At 64.5% G+C, this 14,543-nt stretch carries 16 protein-coding genes; 12 read left to right on the top strand and 4 right to left on the bottom strand.

Annotated elements, in window-relative coordinates:
• Positions 1-4: 4 nt before the first annotated feature.
• The gene (locus tag OU426_RS12480) at positions 5-355 is read left to right on the top strand and encodes a YbaB/EbfC family nucleoid-associated protein (RefSeq protein ID WP_267634356.1); all 351 of its coding nucleotides are present in this window, start codon (positions 5-7) and stop codon (positions 353-355) included.
• Between the two features lie 67 nt (positions 356-422).
• On the top strand, positions 423-1,508 hold the full coding sequence (gene zapE, locus OU426_RS12485; RefSeq protein WP_267634536.1) for a cell division protein ZapE: 1,086 nt from the start codon (positions 423-425) through the stop codon (positions 1,506-1,508).
• Here the strand turns inward: zapE and OU426_RS12490 are convergent.
• Both OU426_RS12490 and OU426_RS12495 read right to left on the bottom strand, forming a co-directional pair.
• On the bottom strand, positions 1,499-2,611 hold the full coding sequence (locus OU426_RS12490) for an alcohol dehydrogenase family protein (protein ID WP_267634357.1): 1,113 nt from the start codon (positions 2,609-2,611) through the stop codon (positions 1,499-1,501). The genes zapE and OU426_RS12490 overlap by 10 nt on opposite strands.
• Positions 2,612-2,687: 76 nt before the next feature.
• On the bottom strand, positions 2,688-3,719 hold the full coding sequence (locus OU426_RS12495) for an LLM class flavin-dependent oxidoreductase (RefSeq protein ID WP_267634358.1): 1,032 nt from the start codon (positions 3,717-3,719) through the stop codon (positions 2,688-2,690).
• Between the two features lie 229 nt (positions 3,720-3,948).
• Between OU426_RS12495 and OU426_RS12500 the strand changes: the two genes are divergently transcribed.
• Positions 3,949-4,143 carry a hypothetical protein gene (locus OU426_RS12500; RefSeq protein ID WP_267634359.1) on the top strand — a complete coding sequence of 65 codons (195 nt, stop codon included), beginning with the start codon at positions 3,949-3,951 and terminating at the stop codon, positions 4,141-4,143.
• 42 nt (positions 4,144-4,185) lie between these two features.
• Here OU426_RS12500 and OU426_RS12505 read toward each other — a convergent pair whose 3' ends face one another.
• Entirely contained in the window at positions 4,186-5,055 is an 870-nt protein-coding gene (locus tag OU426_RS12505) for a branched-chain amino acid aminotransferase (protein WP_267634360.1), read from the bottom strand.
• A gap of 159 nt (positions 5,056-5,214) precedes the next feature.
• Between OU426_RS12505 and OU426_RS12510 the strand changes: the two genes are divergently transcribed.
• The 5 genes from OU426_RS12510 to OU426_RS12530 all read left to right on the top strand — a co-directional run bounded on the left by OU426_RS12510 (position 5,215) and on the right by OU426_RS12530 (position 8,549).
• Positions 5,215-5,727: a MarR family winged helix-turn-helix transcriptional regulator gene (locus OU426_RS12510; protein WP_267634361.1), complete on the top strand. Its 513-nt coding sequence runs from the start codon at positions 5,215-5,217 to the stop codon at positions 5,725-5,727.
• Positions 5,724-6,425, top strand: a complete 702-nt coding sequence (locus tag OU426_RS12515) for a response regulator (RefSeq protein WP_267634362.1) — start codon at positions 5,724-5,726, stop codon at positions 6,423-6,425. Before OU426_RS12510 ends, OU426_RS12515 begins: the two co-directional genes overlap by 4 nt.
• Before the next feature lie 100 nt (positions 6,426-6,525).
• Positions 6,526-7,455 carry a histone deacetylase family protein gene (locus OU426_RS12520; protein ID WP_267634363.1) on the top strand — a complete coding sequence of 310 codons (930 nt, stop codon included), beginning with the start codon at positions 6,526-6,528 and terminating at the stop codon, positions 7,453-7,455.
• A complete protein-coding gene (locus tag OU426_RS12525) occupies positions 7,452-7,688 on the top strand; it encodes an exodeoxyribonuclease VII small subunit (protein ID WP_267634364.1) in 237 nt (78 codons plus the stop codon). The genes OU426_RS12520 and OU426_RS12525 overlap by 4 nt, the downstream gene beginning before the upstream one ends.
• Positions 7,689-8,549 (top strand): polyprenyl synthetase family protein, encoded by an 861-nt coding sequence (locus OU426_RS12530; RefSeq protein ID WP_267634365.1) that lies wholly within the window; start codon positions 7,689-7,691, stop codon positions 8,547-8,549. It begins immediately after the preceding gene.
• Here OU426_RS12530 and OU426_RS12535 read toward each other — a convergent pair.
• The gene (locus tag OU426_RS12535) at positions 8,546-9,328 is read right to left on the bottom strand and encodes a hypothetical protein (RefSeq protein ID WP_267634366.1); all 783 of its coding nucleotides are present in this window, start codon (positions 9,326-9,328) and stop codon (positions 8,546-8,548) included. The genes OU426_RS12530 and OU426_RS12535 overlap by 4 nt on opposite strands.
• Before the next feature lie 279 nt (positions 9,329-9,607).
• On the opposite strand from OU426_RS12535, the gene dxs reads away from it, so the two are divergent.
• From dxs to OU426_RS12555, 4 genes are all read left to right on the top strand, one after another.
• Positions 9,608-11,533, top strand: coding sequence for a 1-deoxy-D-xylulose-5-phosphate synthase (gene dxs, locus OU426_RS12540; RefSeq protein ID WP_267634367.1), 1,926 nt, complete (start codon positions 9,608-9,610; stop codon positions 11,531-11,533).
• Between the two features lie 141 nt (positions 11,534-11,674).
• Positions 11,675-13,021, top strand: a complete 1,347-nt coding sequence (locus tag OU426_RS12545) for an SPFH domain-containing protein (RefSeq protein WP_267634368.1) — start codon at positions 11,675-11,677, stop codon at positions 13,019-13,021.
• A gap of 124 nt (positions 13,022-13,145) precedes the next feature.
• Complete coding sequence (locus tag OU426_RS12550; RefSeq protein WP_267634369.1) at positions 13,146-13,775, top strand: L,D-transpeptidase; 630 nt, start codon at positions 13,146-13,148, stop codon at positions 13,773-13,775.
• Positions 13,775-14,542 carry a nitrilase-related carbon-nitrogen hydrolase gene (locus OU426_RS12555; RefSeq protein WP_267634370.1) on the top strand — a complete coding sequence of 256 codons (768 nt, stop codon included), beginning with the start codon at positions 13,775-13,777 and terminating at the stop codon, positions 14,540-14,542. Before OU426_RS12550 ends, OU426_RS12555 begins: the two co-directional genes overlap by 1 nt.
• Position 14,543: the final 1 nt, after the last annotated feature.

Below are 14,543 nucleotides of genomic sequence, written 5' to 3' on the forward strand. Positions count from 1 at the left end.
GAACATGCTTAAGGGATTGGGCCTCGGCGGCCTTGGCGACATGGCCAAGATGATGAAGGCCGCGCAGGAGATGCAGGGCAAGATCGGCGAACTGCAGGAAAGCTTCGACCGGATCATGGTCGTGGGCGAGGCGGGCGCGGGGCTGGTGACGGCGACCTGTTCGGCGAAGGGGGAACTCAAGGCGCTCGACATCAACCCCACGATCTTCGACCCGACCCAGAAGGAAGTGGTCGAGGACCTGATCCTTGCCGCGATCAAGGATGCTCAACGCAAGGCGGGCGAACGGGCACAGGCGGAAATGAAGCGCCTGACCGAAGGCTTCGGCCTGCCACCCGACTTCAAGCTGCCGTTCTGACCCGGCGCACGATACCGGGCACAGTGACAGGCGCGGCGCGGGTTGCTATCAGCGACCCATGACGGACGTGCGCGAAAGCCTGACAGAGATCTACGACCGCAAGGTGGCGGAGGGTGCGATCCGCCCCGACGCTGCCCAGCGTGCGCTTCTGCCCGAATTCGAGCGCATCCGGGCGGCGCTGGAAGAAGAGGGGCAGAAGAAGAAGGGCTTCCTGGGCGGCCTCTTCGGCAAGCCGCCGGTGGCGCCGAAGGGGCTCTACCTCTGGGGCGGCGTCGGGCGCGGCAAGTCGATGTTGATGGACCTTTTCCACGAGGCAACCGCGATCGACGCCAAGCGGCGTGTGCATTTCCACGCCTTCATGCAGGAGGTGCAGGCCGCCCTGCACGCGGCGCGGAAGACCGGGGTGGACGACGCAATCCGCCCCGTGGCGGTGGAGATATCGTCGCAGCTGCGGCTTCTGTCGTTTGACGAGATGCAGATCACCGACATCGCCGATGCGATGATCGTGGGCCGGCTTTTCCAGATGCTCTTCGAACGCGGCACCTGCGTAGTGACGACCTCGAACCGGGTGCCGGACGATCTTTACAAGGACGGGCTGAACCGGCCGCTGTTCCTGCCGTTCATCGACCTTCTTAAGGCGCGGATGGCGGTTTGCGAGATCGAGAGCGAGACGGATTACCGCCAGCACCGGCTGGAAGGCGCGCGGACCTATTTCACGCCCGCGAACACCGCCGCGCGGACCGAGATCGACCGGATTTGGCGCGAACTGACCGGCGGAGGCGGCGACGGGCCGCTGGTTCTTACCGTGAACAACCGCCCCGTTACCCTGCCTGATCACCGCTCAGGCGTCGCACGCGCCTCGTTCTGGGATCTCTGCAGCCGGCCGCTCGGCCCCGCCGACTATCTGGCAATTGCAAGGGCGGTAAGGGTGCTGATCGTCGAGGAAATCCCCCATCTGTCGGCCGAGAATTACAACGAGGCCAAACGGTTCGTGACGCTGATCGACGCGCTTTATGAGGGCAAGGTCCGCCTGATCTGTTCGGCCGCCGACGAGCCGGAGCGGCTCTATGTCGAGGGGACCGGCTCGTTCGAGTTCGAACGGACGGCAAGTCGGCTGAGAGAAATGCAGGCAGCAGACTGGGGTCAGGCCTGACCGGCAGACGGTGGAATGAGAACCAGCTTGCCGACATGGCGCTTCTCCAGGAAGTCCTTCTGCGCCTTTGCGATGTCGCAGAGCGGGTAAGTCGCAGCCACAAGTGGCCTGATTTCATTCCGTTCGATATAGCCGATCAGGTTTGGAAAGACGGGCTCGTCCCAGGCCGTCGTGCCGATCAGCGTCAGGTCCTTCAAGTAGAGATCGCGCATGTCGAGCGATACGATCGGACCGGCGATGGCGCCGGACGAGACATAGCGGCCGCCCCGGCGCAGTGCCTTGAGCAGCCGCGGAAAGCCTTGTCCTGCGACATTGTCGATCACGACATCCACGCTTTCGGTGCCCAGTACCTCCGCGGGGTCGGCGTCCCTGTCGAGCAGACGATCGGCGCCAATCGAGCGCAGGTCGTCGTGCTTGCCGCGCGCCGCGACGGCTATCACCCTGGCGCCGCGCCGGCGGGCAAGTTGCACCGTCGCAGAGCCAACCCCACCGGAGGCGCCCGTCACCAGAACCAGTTCGCCCGCGCCGACACGCGCGCGATGCAGCATGTTCTCGCTCGTGCCGTAGGCACAGGGAATGCTGGCGAGCTCGGCATCGGTCCAGTCGCATTCCACGACGAAGACCTCACTTGCCGGAACGGTCACGAACTGGGCGAAGGCGCCGTCGAAATCTGCAGCCAGCCAGCGCGTCGCCGGATCATGGAATCCGTTGATCCTCATGCACGGCCTGACCAGCACGCGGCGGCCCAGCAGCCCCGGATCGACACCAGCGCCAAACCCGGCGATGCGTCCCGCGCAATCGGTCCCCTGGATCATCGGAAACGGTGTTGCGCCCTGCCAGCCGCCTGCTTCAGCGGAGCCCTCGCCTGCCGGCTGGAGGCTTTCCGCGGTCGACGCCGTGACCGTACTCGCATACCAGCCGACCCTTGTATTGATATCGGTATTGTTCACGCCCGCGGCGAGGACATGGACCAGAACCTCGCCGTTCTTCGGTAAGGGGCGCCGCACGCATCGGTAGAGCAGTTGGTCGAAACCGCCCTGACCCGCCGTGACCACCGCCATCATCGTTGCCGAGACGCCGTCGGGATCGAACCTGTCCGCCATAGCCTCCCCCTTTTTGGCCGTCGTAAGGCGCTTCAGCATCGCATGGCGCCGCAGGCATGTCAGGAAGCTAAATGCCTCAGGCCAGCATGTCCCGCACCATCGGCGCGACGCGGGTGCCGTAAAGCTCGATCGAGCGCATGAGATGCTCATGTGCGAGCGTGCCCGAGGAATATTTCATCTCGAACCGCGCAAGACCCAGCGCCTTCACAGTCTGGACAATCTTTTTCGCCACCGTCTCGGGCGCCCCGACATAGAGCGAGCCGTGATCGGCCTCGCGCTCGAAATTGTCACGGCTTGTGGGCGGCCAGCCGCGTTCGCGCCCGATCCGGTCGTGCAGCGCCTTGTAGCCGGGCCACAGCTCTTCGCGCGCGCGCTCGTCGCTTTCGGCGACATGGCCCGGCGAATGCACGCCCAGGGGCTGCGGCGCCTTGCCGATCTGGCCGTAAGCCTGATGATAGAGGTCGACGAAAGGCCGGAACCGCGCCGGATTGCCGCCGATGATCGCCAGCATCATCGGCAGGTCGTGGCGCACGGCGCGGATCACGGACTCGGGGCTGCCACCAACGCCGATCCAGGTCTTCAGAGGATTGGGACCGAGTGGCGGAAAGACCCGCTGGTTCTTCAGCGCCGGGCGGGTCCGGCCCTGCCAGCTGACGGCGGGTTCGCGGATAAGACGGGCGAAGAGGTCGAGCTTTTCCTCGAAGAGCAGCTCATAGTCCTGAAGGTCGAAACCGAAAAGCGGGAAGCTTTCGGTAAACGACCCCCGGCCAAGGATCACTTCGGCGCGGCCTCCCGACAGGGCATTGAGCGTGGAGAACCGCTGGAACACGCGGATCGGGTCGTCTGACGACAGGACGGTGACAGCCGTCCCCATGCGGATGCGCGAGGTGCGGGCGGCGACCGCGCCGAGGATGACCTCGGGCGCCGAGATCGCGAAATCGTCGCGGTGATGTTCGCCAAGGCCGATATAGTCGATGCCCACCTGATCGGCGAGCACCGCCTCTTCAACGACATTGCGGATCACCTGATCCTGCGGCAGGCGATTGCCGTCGGCGCCGACGGTCACATCGCCGAACGTATCCAGCGCGAGTTCGATGGTCTGGCTCATGGGCGCACCTCTTTCTGCACCAAGAGCTATGCTGTCGCGCAGCGGACGGGAAGTGCGCTTGTGCGCACAGGCGCGGCGCGAGTCTGCAGACAGCCGCGAATGACCGCTGGCCGCGCGACCCGGATCAGCGGTTTCATACCCGTGTTACCATCCAGGGTAGAAAGTCTTGTGGCAGGCGCGATTCGGGCGCAAGCTGACCCCACGACCGTTCGCCACCCGGGAGGAGAGAATGAGCCGCCACCTAGCCGATCACCGCGCCCAAAGCGACGGCGGGCGCCTGAAGCATTTCTACCGGATCGAGAAGACCGGCGATGCCGACGGCATCCACCCGTCAAGCCGCGCGCTGCACAAGCGCCCCTTGAGCCGCGACAGCGCCAAGCGCGTCGAAAATTTCACGCGGATCGAGCGCGAGACCACTGCATGACGTAGCTGGATGGGCGCTTACGCCCATCCGCCGACATCAGGATCACGCGCGGACCAGACGCTCATATTCGGTCGCGACGCGTTTCACGATCTCGCCGACCTCGAAATTGTAATCACCGATCTGGCCCACAGGCGTAACTTCGGCCGCCGTGCCGGTCAGCCAGCATTGCTCGAACCCTTCCAGTTCCTCGGGCATGATATGGCGTTCGTGCACCTTGATCTGCATGTCCTTCAGCATCTGGATCACGGTCTGGCGGGTCAGTCCGTTCAGGAAGCAGTCGGCCTTCGGCGTATGCACTTCACCATCCTTGACGAAGAAGATGTTGGCGCCGGTCGCCTCGGCCACATAGCCGCGATAGTCGAACATCATCGCGTCCGAACAGCCCTTGGCCTCGGCCGCGTGCTTGGACATGGTGCAGATCATGTAAAGGCCTGCGGCCTTTGCCTCTGACGGGATCGTCGCCGGGTCGGGGCGGCGCCATTTGGCGATGTCGAGTTTCGCGCCCTTCATCTTGGCGTCGCCGTAATAATTGCCCCATTCCCAGGCCGCGACCGCCATCCGGACCGGATTGCGCTTGGCGGCCACGCCCATATCTTCGCCCGCGCCGCGCCAGGCTACCGCGCGCACATAGGCGTCGGTCCAGCCGTTAGCCTTCAGGACCGCCTCTTTCGCGGCCTCGATCTGATCAACCGAATAGGGGATCGTCATGTCCAATAGTTCGCCTGAGCGGATCAGGCGGGCGGAATGTTCGCGGCTCTTGAAGATCTTGCCGTTGTAGCAGCGCTCGCCTTCGAACACGGACGAGGCATAGTGCATCGCATGGGTCAGGATGTGGACCTTGGCGTCGCGCCACTCGACCAGTTTCCCGTCCATCCAGATGTTGCCGTCACGATCTTCATAGGAACCGGCCATCATGTCCTCCGCCCGATTTTTCGAATGTTGCGCATCTTAGGTCCGAACCGGACATAATGTTGCGCACTTTGCGACTCTCGCTAGCGATTCATTCTTGGAAAGTCAACATGACTGACATAATATCCCCGAACCGTTCGGGATGAAACAACTGGGGCAGACATGTCGGAACCGGGCGCCGGCGCCAAGCAGGGCGGGGAAAACCTGCTCTTCCTCACTGACGAGCAGCTCAGGAAAGGGATCGAGGCGATGTTCTTCGCCTATCGCGCCTTCACGGCCGATCCAGATCGCATCCTGGAAGGGCTCGCCTATGGCCGCGCGCACCATCGCGCCGTGCATTTCATCAACCGCCAGCCGGGGCTGACGGTGAATACGCTCCTGTCGGTTCTGGGCGTTACCAAACAGTCGCTGAACCGGGTGTTGCGCACCTTGATCGAGGACGGGCTGGTGGAAACCCGCGTCGGCCGCAAGGACAAGCGCGAGCGTCATCTCTATCTGACGGAAAAGGGCGCGGGTCTGGAGCGGGAATTGAGCGAGGCGCAGCGCGCGCGGATGCGCGCGGCCTATCGCGCGGCGGGGCCTTCGGCGGTGGCGGGTTTCCGCGAGGTGCTGGAGGCGATGATGGATCCCGACCTGCGCCGCTATTACACCACGATGAAGGACGGCAACGCATGACGGCGGGAACCGAGGTTCATCTTCTGATCGTCGATGATGACGAGCGTATCCGGGGGCTTTTGCAGAAGTTCCTGATCAAGAACGGCTTTCTGGTGACGGCCGCTCGCGATGCCGCGCATGCGCGGCGCCTGATGGCGGGGCTGGAGTTCGACCTGATCGTCCTTGACGTGATGATGCCGGGCGAGGACGGGATCAGCCTGACGCGGGAGTTGAGGACCAAGCTTTCAACGCCGGTTCTGCTTCTGACCGCGAAGGGCGAGACATCGGACCGGATCGCGGGGCTCGAGGCCGGGGCAGACGATTATCTGGCCAAGCCCTTCGAGCCGAAAGAGTTGCTCCTGCGCATCAACGCCATCCTGCGCCGCAGCCCGGCGCCGGTGCAGGTCAAACTGCCGAAGGTTCTGAATTTCGGGCCGGTGCGCTATGACGCCGACCGCGGCGAGATGTGGCGCGGCGAGGAGCTGGTGCGCCTGACCGCGACCGAGGCGCAGCTGATGCGCATCCTCGCGGCGCGGCCCGGCGAGGCGGTCAGCCGGACGGAGCTGGTCGATGATCTGGGGCGCGGCGGCGGGCTGGCGCAGGAACGCGCCATCGACGTGCAGATCACCCGGCTGAGGCGCAAGTTCGAGGCGGATCCCAAGATGCCGCGCTATCTGCAGACCGTCAGGGGCGCAGGCTATATGCTGGCGCCTGAATAGCGCTCCTCGTCGCCTCCGGCGCTCGTCGCGCGACGCAGCGAAGAGGGACGGCACGGACCGATGAGCGGCCTGGCCAGGCTGTTCGGAACAGAGTGAGACGATGACGATCTTCCTGACCCACGAGGCGGGCCTCGCCCACGAAACTCCGTCCGGCCATCCAGAACAGGTGGCACGACTCAACGCGATCTATGGCGCGCTGCGGACCAACGAATTTGCCGGTCTCGACCGCCGTGCGGCGCCCCTGGCCGATGAGACCGAAGTGCTGCGCTGTCACGACAGGGCACATCTCGACCGGGTGCGCGCGGCGCGGCCCGCACAGGGCTGGGCGGCGCTCGATGGCGATACGTTCATGGCGCCCGGTTCCTTTGAGGCTGCGCTGCGCGCCATCGGCGGGACCGAGGCCGCCATCGACGCGATTCTTGCGGGCGAGGCGCCGAACGCCTTCCTTGCCATGCGCCCGCCGGGCCATCATGCCGAACGCGACCGGGCGATGGGCTTTTGCCTCTTCTCGACCGTCGCCATCGGGGCGAAATATGCGCTCGACGCGAAAGGCCTTTCCCGGGTCGCGGTTCTGGATTTCGATGTCCATCACGGCAATGGCACGCAGGATTGCCTGTGGGACGAGGGGCGCGCGATGTTTGTCTCCTCCCAGCAGATGCCGCTTTATCCCGGCACGGGTTACGCGAACGAAAGGGGCGCGCACGGCCAGATCGTCAATCTTCCGCTTGTCCCGGGTTCCGGCGGGCGCGAGATGCGCGCCGCCTGGGAGGGCGCGCTGCAAAAAGTCGCCCTGTTCAAACCCGAACTGATCCTAGTCAGCGCCGGTTTCGATGCCCATCGTGACGACCCGCTCGCGAGCCTGAACTGGACCGAGGCGGACTTCGCCTGGCTCACGCACGCGATCTGCGATCTGGCCGACGATTGCTGCGGCGGGCGGGTGGTATCATCGCTGGAGGGCGGCTATGATCTGGCGGCACTCGCGGCATCAGTCGCGAGCCATGTCCGGGTACTGATGGAGCGGGGCCGATGAGCGATATCGCAGCGATGACATTCGAAGCGGCGATGGCAGAGCTGGAACGCGTGGTCCGCGACCTCGAATCCGGCAATGTCGAACTGGAAAAGTCGATCGCACTTTACGAACGCGGCGCGGCGCTGAAGGCCCATTGCGAGGCCAAACTGAAGGCAGCCGAGGAACGGGTCGAGAAGATCACGCTGAATGCTGACGGCATACCGACAGGAACCGTTCCCGCAGAAGGGCTCTGAGTGTTTCCCGAACGGCTGGCACAGGTACAAAGGCTGACCCAGACCGCGCTTGACGATGCGCTGGCCTTTCATGCCGACGTGCCCGTCGTTCAAGCGATGCGCTACGCGCTGCAGGGCGGCAAGAGGTTGCGCGCCTTTCTGGTTCTGGAAAGCGCGCGCCTGCACGGCATCTACGATCCCGATGCTTTGCCCGCTGCGGCGGCGGTCGAGGCGCTGCATGCCTATTCGCTGGTTCATGACGATCTTCCCAGCATGGATGATGACGATCTCAGGCGCGGGCAGCCGACCGTCCATGTGAAATGGAATGAGGCAACGGCGGTCCTTGCGGGTGATGCCCTGCAGACGCTGGCGTTCGAGCTTTGCTGCGACCCGATTCTCGGGGCGCGGCGCATCGAACTCGTCACGGCGCTAGCAAAGGCGGCGGGGGCAGAAGGGATGGTGCTCGGCCAGGCGCTCGACATCGCGGCCGAAACCGCGGGCGCGCCCTTGACGCTTGACGAAATCACGCGGCTTCAGGCCGGCAAGACCGGGGCGCTCATTACCTTCGCGGCGACGGCGGGCGCCATCCTTGCGGGTGCCGACACCGCGCCTCTGGAAAGATACGCCCGCGCTCTGGGCCTCGCCTTTCAGATCGCCGATGACATCCTCGATGTGGTGGGTGACCCAAAAAAGGCCGGAAAAAAGCTGAGGAAGGATGCTGGCGCGGGCAAAGCGACCTTCGTGTCGCTTCTTGGGGTGGACGGGGCTCGAGCCAAAGCCGCCGAGTTGATCGGTCAAGCGGAAGCTGCACTCACACCGTACGGCGCCCGGGCGGAAGCGCTACGCCAGGCCGCCCGTTTTGTCGTGGAGCGGCAAGCCTAGTTCATCGCGCTTTCGTTCTTGAGCGTATCGATCAGCGCCAGTACCGTCGTCGGTTCGATCTCGACGGCCGCGCCTGCGCCCGGGTCCGGCAAATCCAGCACGACTTCATCAAAGGCAAGCGCCATCTTTTCTGCCGACTTCTTCGTCAACGGATCGGAACTGCGCATGAGTGTATCGAGCTGCCCGCGTGCGACCATCAGAAGTCCCCAGCATTCCTGATAGGCGACGAGATCCGTCGTGCCGGACGGGTCGAGCATGGTCGCGGCATCTTCAGCGGTTCTGACGACCGCCGACAAAACGTCTTCATCCGATGGTTTCAGGGTCTGCTTTGCCTTCTGGACGGCGCCGAGCACGCCAAGATAGGCGGCGTTTACCTCTTCCTGTGTGCCTGCAGCTTCGAGTGCGATAAGCAGCGGCTCCAGATCGGGGACACCCGCTTCTTCGAGGCCGTCCTTTATCGAGGGAAAATTATCCCGACGCGGGTGAGTGAAATGGGAACCCTCTGCGCTGATCATTCCCCCCTGAAGGAAAAGCTGCCCAAGAAGAAGGTCCCGCTCGATCCCGAGCAGGCCCGTAATGAGTGCGACTGTACTGTCGTCGGCGGCGGCACGCTGAATCAGCGCGACCGAATCGTAGCTCGGATGATGCGGCGCAGACCCGCCGGAAGCAGTTCCCGCCATACCAAGTATCACGCTGACAACTGTGCAGCATGCCCTTAGCGTGGAAGTACGGGCAGCAAAGAATGAATTCTGGGTGTAGTCCTCATCGCGATCAAACATAGAGACCTCGTCCGAATGATATGGGCTCGAAGATTCAGGCGCGTCGCCTTCTGCTTACCGCTTCCACCATCCAATCAGACCAAGCAAGGCGCCCGACCCCGCTATGGATGCACTTGATTAAGTCAACAATTGGTTGCCCATATGGCGTTAATTCGGACGACCGTACCGCCGCAAACGCGAACCAGGCAGCCTGAACCGGGATTTTCCGCCCCAGACCAAGAGATTGTTCCTTTGCCTCTTTTCGTCTAGATCGGCCAGGGTCGAACCAGAGGTCCTCAGATGTCCGTAGTGCACGATAAGCTTCTTACGCCGACTCTCGATCGTGTGCATACGCCTGCCGATCTGAAGGGTCTTAGCGACCGCGAACTGGCGACTCTGGCAGACGAACTACGTGCCGAGACCATCAGCGCGGTGTCGGTCACCGGCGGCCATCTGGGCGCGGGACTGGGCGTTGTCGAGCTGACGGTCGCGATCCATGCGGTCTTCGACACGCCGCGCGACAAGCTCATCTGGGACGTAGGCCACCAGTGCTATCCGCACAAGATCCTCACCGGGCGGCGTGACCGGATCCGCACGTTGCGCATGAAGGGCGGGCTGTCGGGTTTCACTAAGCGCTCTGAATCGCCCTATGACCCGTTCGGTGCGGCGCATAGCTCGACCTCGATCAGCGCCGCGCTGGGCTTTGCTGCCGCGCGCGACCTCGGCGGCGATCCGGGTGACGCGATCGCCGTGATTGGCGATGGCGCGATGAGCGCGGGCATGGCCTATGAGGCGATGAACAACGCTGGCCATCTGAAGAAGCGGCTTTTCGTCATCCTCAACGACAATGAAATGTCGATCGCGCCCCCGGTCGGCGCCATGTCGGCTTACCTTACCCGACTTTACACCGAAGGCCCGTTCCAGGAGCTGAAAGCCGCCGCCAAGGGCGCGGTCAGCCTGCTGCCTCCCCCCTTCCAGGAGGGCGCGCGACGCGCCAAGGAAATGCTGAAAGGCATGGCTATCGGCGGAACGCTTTTCGAGGAACTCGGGTTCTCCTATGTGGGGCCGCTCGATGGCCACGACATGGACCAGCTCCTCTCCGTCCTGCGCACGGTGAAGGCACGGGCGACCGGGCCGATGCTGATCCATGTGCTGACCAAGAAGGGCAAGGGTTACGCCCCAGCCGAACGGGCCGCCGACAAGGGTCATGCGACCGCGAAGTTCGACGTGGTGACGGGCGAGCAGAAGAAGGCGCCGTCGAACGCGCCTTCCTATACGAAGGTCTTCGCCCAGTCGCTGATCCGCGAGGCGGAACGCGACGACAAGATCGTGGCGATTACGGCGGCCATGCCGGACGGCACCGGCCTGAACCTCTTCGCTGAACGGTTCCCCCGCCGTTGCTTTGATGTGGGCATCGCCGAACAGCATGCCGTGACCTTCGCGGCCGGTCTTGCCGCGGGCGGCATGAAACCCTTCTGTGCGCTCTATTCCACCTTCCTGCAGCGCGGCTATGACCAGGTCGTGCATGACGTGGCGATCCAGCGCCTGCCGGTCCGGTTCCCGATCGACCGGGCCGGCCTCGTTGGCGCCGACGGCGCTACCCATGCAGGCGCCTTCGATGTGGCCTTCCTCGCGAATCTGCCCGGTTTCGTCGTGATGGCGGCGGCCGACGAGGCCGAGCTGGTCCATATGGTGGCCACGGCGGCGGCCATCGACGACCGCCCTTCGGCCTTCCGCTTCCCGCGTGGCGACGGCACCGGCGTCGAGATGCCGGAACGCGGCGAGCCGCTTGAAATCGGCAAGGGCCGGATCGTCGCCGAAGGCGGGCGCGTCGCGATCCTGTCGTTCGGCACACGGCTCGCCGAAGTGCTGAAGGCCCGCGAGAACCTCAGCCAGCGGGGCCTTGCCCCCACCGTCGCCGACGCCCGCTTCGCCAAACCGCTCGACCGCGAGCTGATCCTTCAGCTCGCGCGCCACCACGAGGCGCTGATCACCGTCGAGGAAGGCGCCATCGGTGGCTTCGGCAGCCATGTCGCGCAGCTCTTGGCCGAGGAGGGCATCTTCGACCGGGGCCTCAAGTTCCGCTCGATGGTGCTGCCCGACATCTTCATAGACCAGATGAGCCCCGAAGACATGTACGCGGTCGCGGGCATGAATGCGCCGGAGATCGAGGCGAAGGTGCTGGAAGCGCTCGGCATAACCCAGATCGGCGAACGCCGCGCCTGACGCGGCCGATGCAGCGCTGCAACAGTCGCGGCATCCTGGTCGCGACCGATTGAACCCGCGCCAAATGTGCATAGGTCATCCCCGGGGGGCTTCAACCCAGGGGTGAAACAGAGGGCAAACCAATACGGCCCGGCGTTGATCGTGACCTTCTTCGGCCTTCTGGCCGTCGGTCTGATCCTCGCTATCCTCTTTCGCCGCGTCGTCAGCACGAACATGGTCCATATCGTGCAGCGCGGCCATGCGACGACGCCTTATGGCACCGGGCTGTCGGACGGTAACGTCTATTATGCCTGGCCCAGCTGGATCCCGCGTTTCGGCGTGACGGTCATCCAGCTGCCCGTCTCGAACTTCGACCTGTCGCTGCATGATTACGAGGCCTATGACACCGACCGCGTGCCCTTCGTCGTGCATGTCACCTCGTTCTTCCGCATCGCCGATACCGCCCTTGCGGCGCAGCGCGTGGCCAGCATCGACGAGCTGAAGGAACAGCTGATGCAGATCGTGCAGGGCGCGGTCCGCAAGGTGCTGGCCGGCGACAAGATCGACACGATCATGCTGGAACGGTCGAAGTTCGGCCTCGCCTTTACCAGCGAGGTGGTCGAGCAGCTCAAGCAATGGGGCGTCGAGCCGGTGAAGTCGATGGAATTGATGGATATCCGCGACGGCGAGGGCAGCAAGGTGATCTTCAACATCATGGCCAAGAAGACCTCGCATATCGAGATGGAGAGCCGCCGCGAGGTCGCCGAGAACAAGCGGGCCGCCGAAACCGCCGAGATCGAGGCGCAGCGCGAGATCGACATGCGCAAGCAGGAGGCAGAGCGGGCCGTGGGCGAAAAGACCGCCGAGAAGGACAAGGCGGTGGGCATCGCCAACGAGGTCGCGCGCCAGGAAGTGCTGACCCAGGAAAGGGAAACCCGCGAGCGTCACATGGCGGTCTCGCGCGTCGACGAGGTGCGCCGCGCCGAGATCGAGCGCGACAAGCAGCTCGTCGCCGCCGAGCAGGATCGCCAGACCACAGTCATTATCGCCGAAGGCCAGCTTGCCGCCCAGCAGCGCGAGGCCGAGGGGATCAAGGCAATCGGCGAGGCAAAGGCCGCCGCCGAGCGCGCGATGCAGCTGGCTCCCGTCGAGGCGCAGATCGTGCTCGCCAAGGAGATCGGCGAGAACGCGGGCTATCAGCAATATCTGATGACCATCGAGGGCATCAAAGGGTATGTCGTGGTCGGCGGCGAGCAGGCCAAGGCGCTGCAGGCCGCGGAGGTGAAGGTGATTGCCAACACCGGTCGCGCGGGCGAGGGGATGGGAACGGTGATGGATCTCTTTTCCTCCAAGGGCGGCACCAATCTTGCGGCGGCGGTCGAGGCATTTTCGCAAAGCCCGCTTGGCGGCGCGGTGATGGAAAAGCTGCTTGCAGCCAAAGGTACCGCCGCACCGGAGGCGGCGACCGTCGCTGCCCCGGAACCGTCTGCGCAGCCCGCGGGCGCCTGAGGCACCACAAGCGGGGCCGGGTGGCATGTCGGTCACCCGGCCCTGAATTTTTCCAGACCCGCCCGACCCGCCCCTTGCGCAAGCCCCCGTCTTTTCAGATGTTTGTCGGCAAGGGAGAACCCACATGCCCGACCGCCGCACCCTGATCCTGTCCGGCGCCGCATTCGCGGCTGCCCATCTCGCCGCCCCGGCCCTTGGCCAGGCGCTGGCCGCGCCGAAACTGACGCCGCTCGATGCCGAACATCTGGGCAGTGCCGAGGCGCCTTTGCCGGGCGTAACGATCGCGCCCGACCTTTGGCCGGTGATGGTGCGGGTGAAGCCCGATTTCGCGCCGGGCTCGATCATCGTCCTGTCGTCGAAATACTTCCTCTACTACGTCACCAAGAAGGGCCATGCGATCCGCTACGGGGTCGCGGTCGGCAAGGCGGAGCTGCAGTTCCGGGGCGCGGCGGATGTTGGCGCCAAGACCGAATGGCCAAGCTGGAAGCCGACGCCCGAGATGGTCGAGCGCAATCCCAGGGCCTATGCCAAATATGCCGAGAAGGGCATGCCCGGCGGCCCTGGCAACCCGCTGGGTGCGCGGGCGATCTATCTTTACCAGAACGGCCATGACACCGCCGTGCGCATCCATGGCACGGTCGAGCCGAACTCGATCGGCAAGTCGGTCTCGAACGGCTGCATCCGCATGTTGAACGAACATGTGACCGACCTTTATGCCCGGGTAGAGCTTGGCGCGCCGGTGACGGTCTTCTGATGCAGGACCGCGCTCTCAGGCTGCTGATTTCCCAGCCTCTCTCGCCTGCGGGAGACGAGACTGCGGCCAGTGCCGAGATCGACCGGGCGCTCGCCGTGGGCCGCGCCACCGAGGCGGATATAGCGGTGCTGCCGGAGCTGATGCTGCCGGGCTATGGGGTCGAAGACATGGCGACCCATGCCCAGGCGCTGGACGGACCCTGGATCGCAGACCTGTGTCAGCGGGCGAAACAGGCGGGTTGCGGGCTGATCCTCGGCTATGCCGAACGCGAGGGTACTCAGCTCTTCAACAGCGCAGTGGCAATTTCTGCAGCAGGCAAGGTCATTGGCCATCACCGCAAGGTCCAGCTTTTCGGCGCGCGCGAGGCGCGGCTTTTCGACGAGGGCGACAGCCTGTCAAGCTTCGATCTGGGCGATCTGCATGTCGGGCTTCTGATCTGCTATGACGTCGAATTTGCCCATCATGTCCGGGCGCTGGCGTTGCGCGGTGTTGATCTGGTGATCGCGCCGAGCGCGAATTACGATCCCCTTGTCACCGACCGGCTTTTGCCCGCTCAGGCGATCACCAACGGCGTGATGATCGCTTATGTGAATTTTGCGGGCACCGAGGGCACGCAGTTCTATTGCGGCGAAAGCGCCGTCGTCGATCAGCGCGGCGCCTTTCTGGCGCGGGCGGGCGCGGCGCCGGGGATGTTGATCGTCGATCTGCCGGTGCCGGAACTGCCGACCGCCATCGCCACCCATCTGACCGACCACCGCGACTTCTGAT

This window comes from Frigidibacter sp. RF13 (assembly GCF_026626305.1).
GTDB lineage: Bacteria > Pseudomonadota > Alphaproteobacteria > Rhodobacterales > Rhodobacteraceae > TMP-24.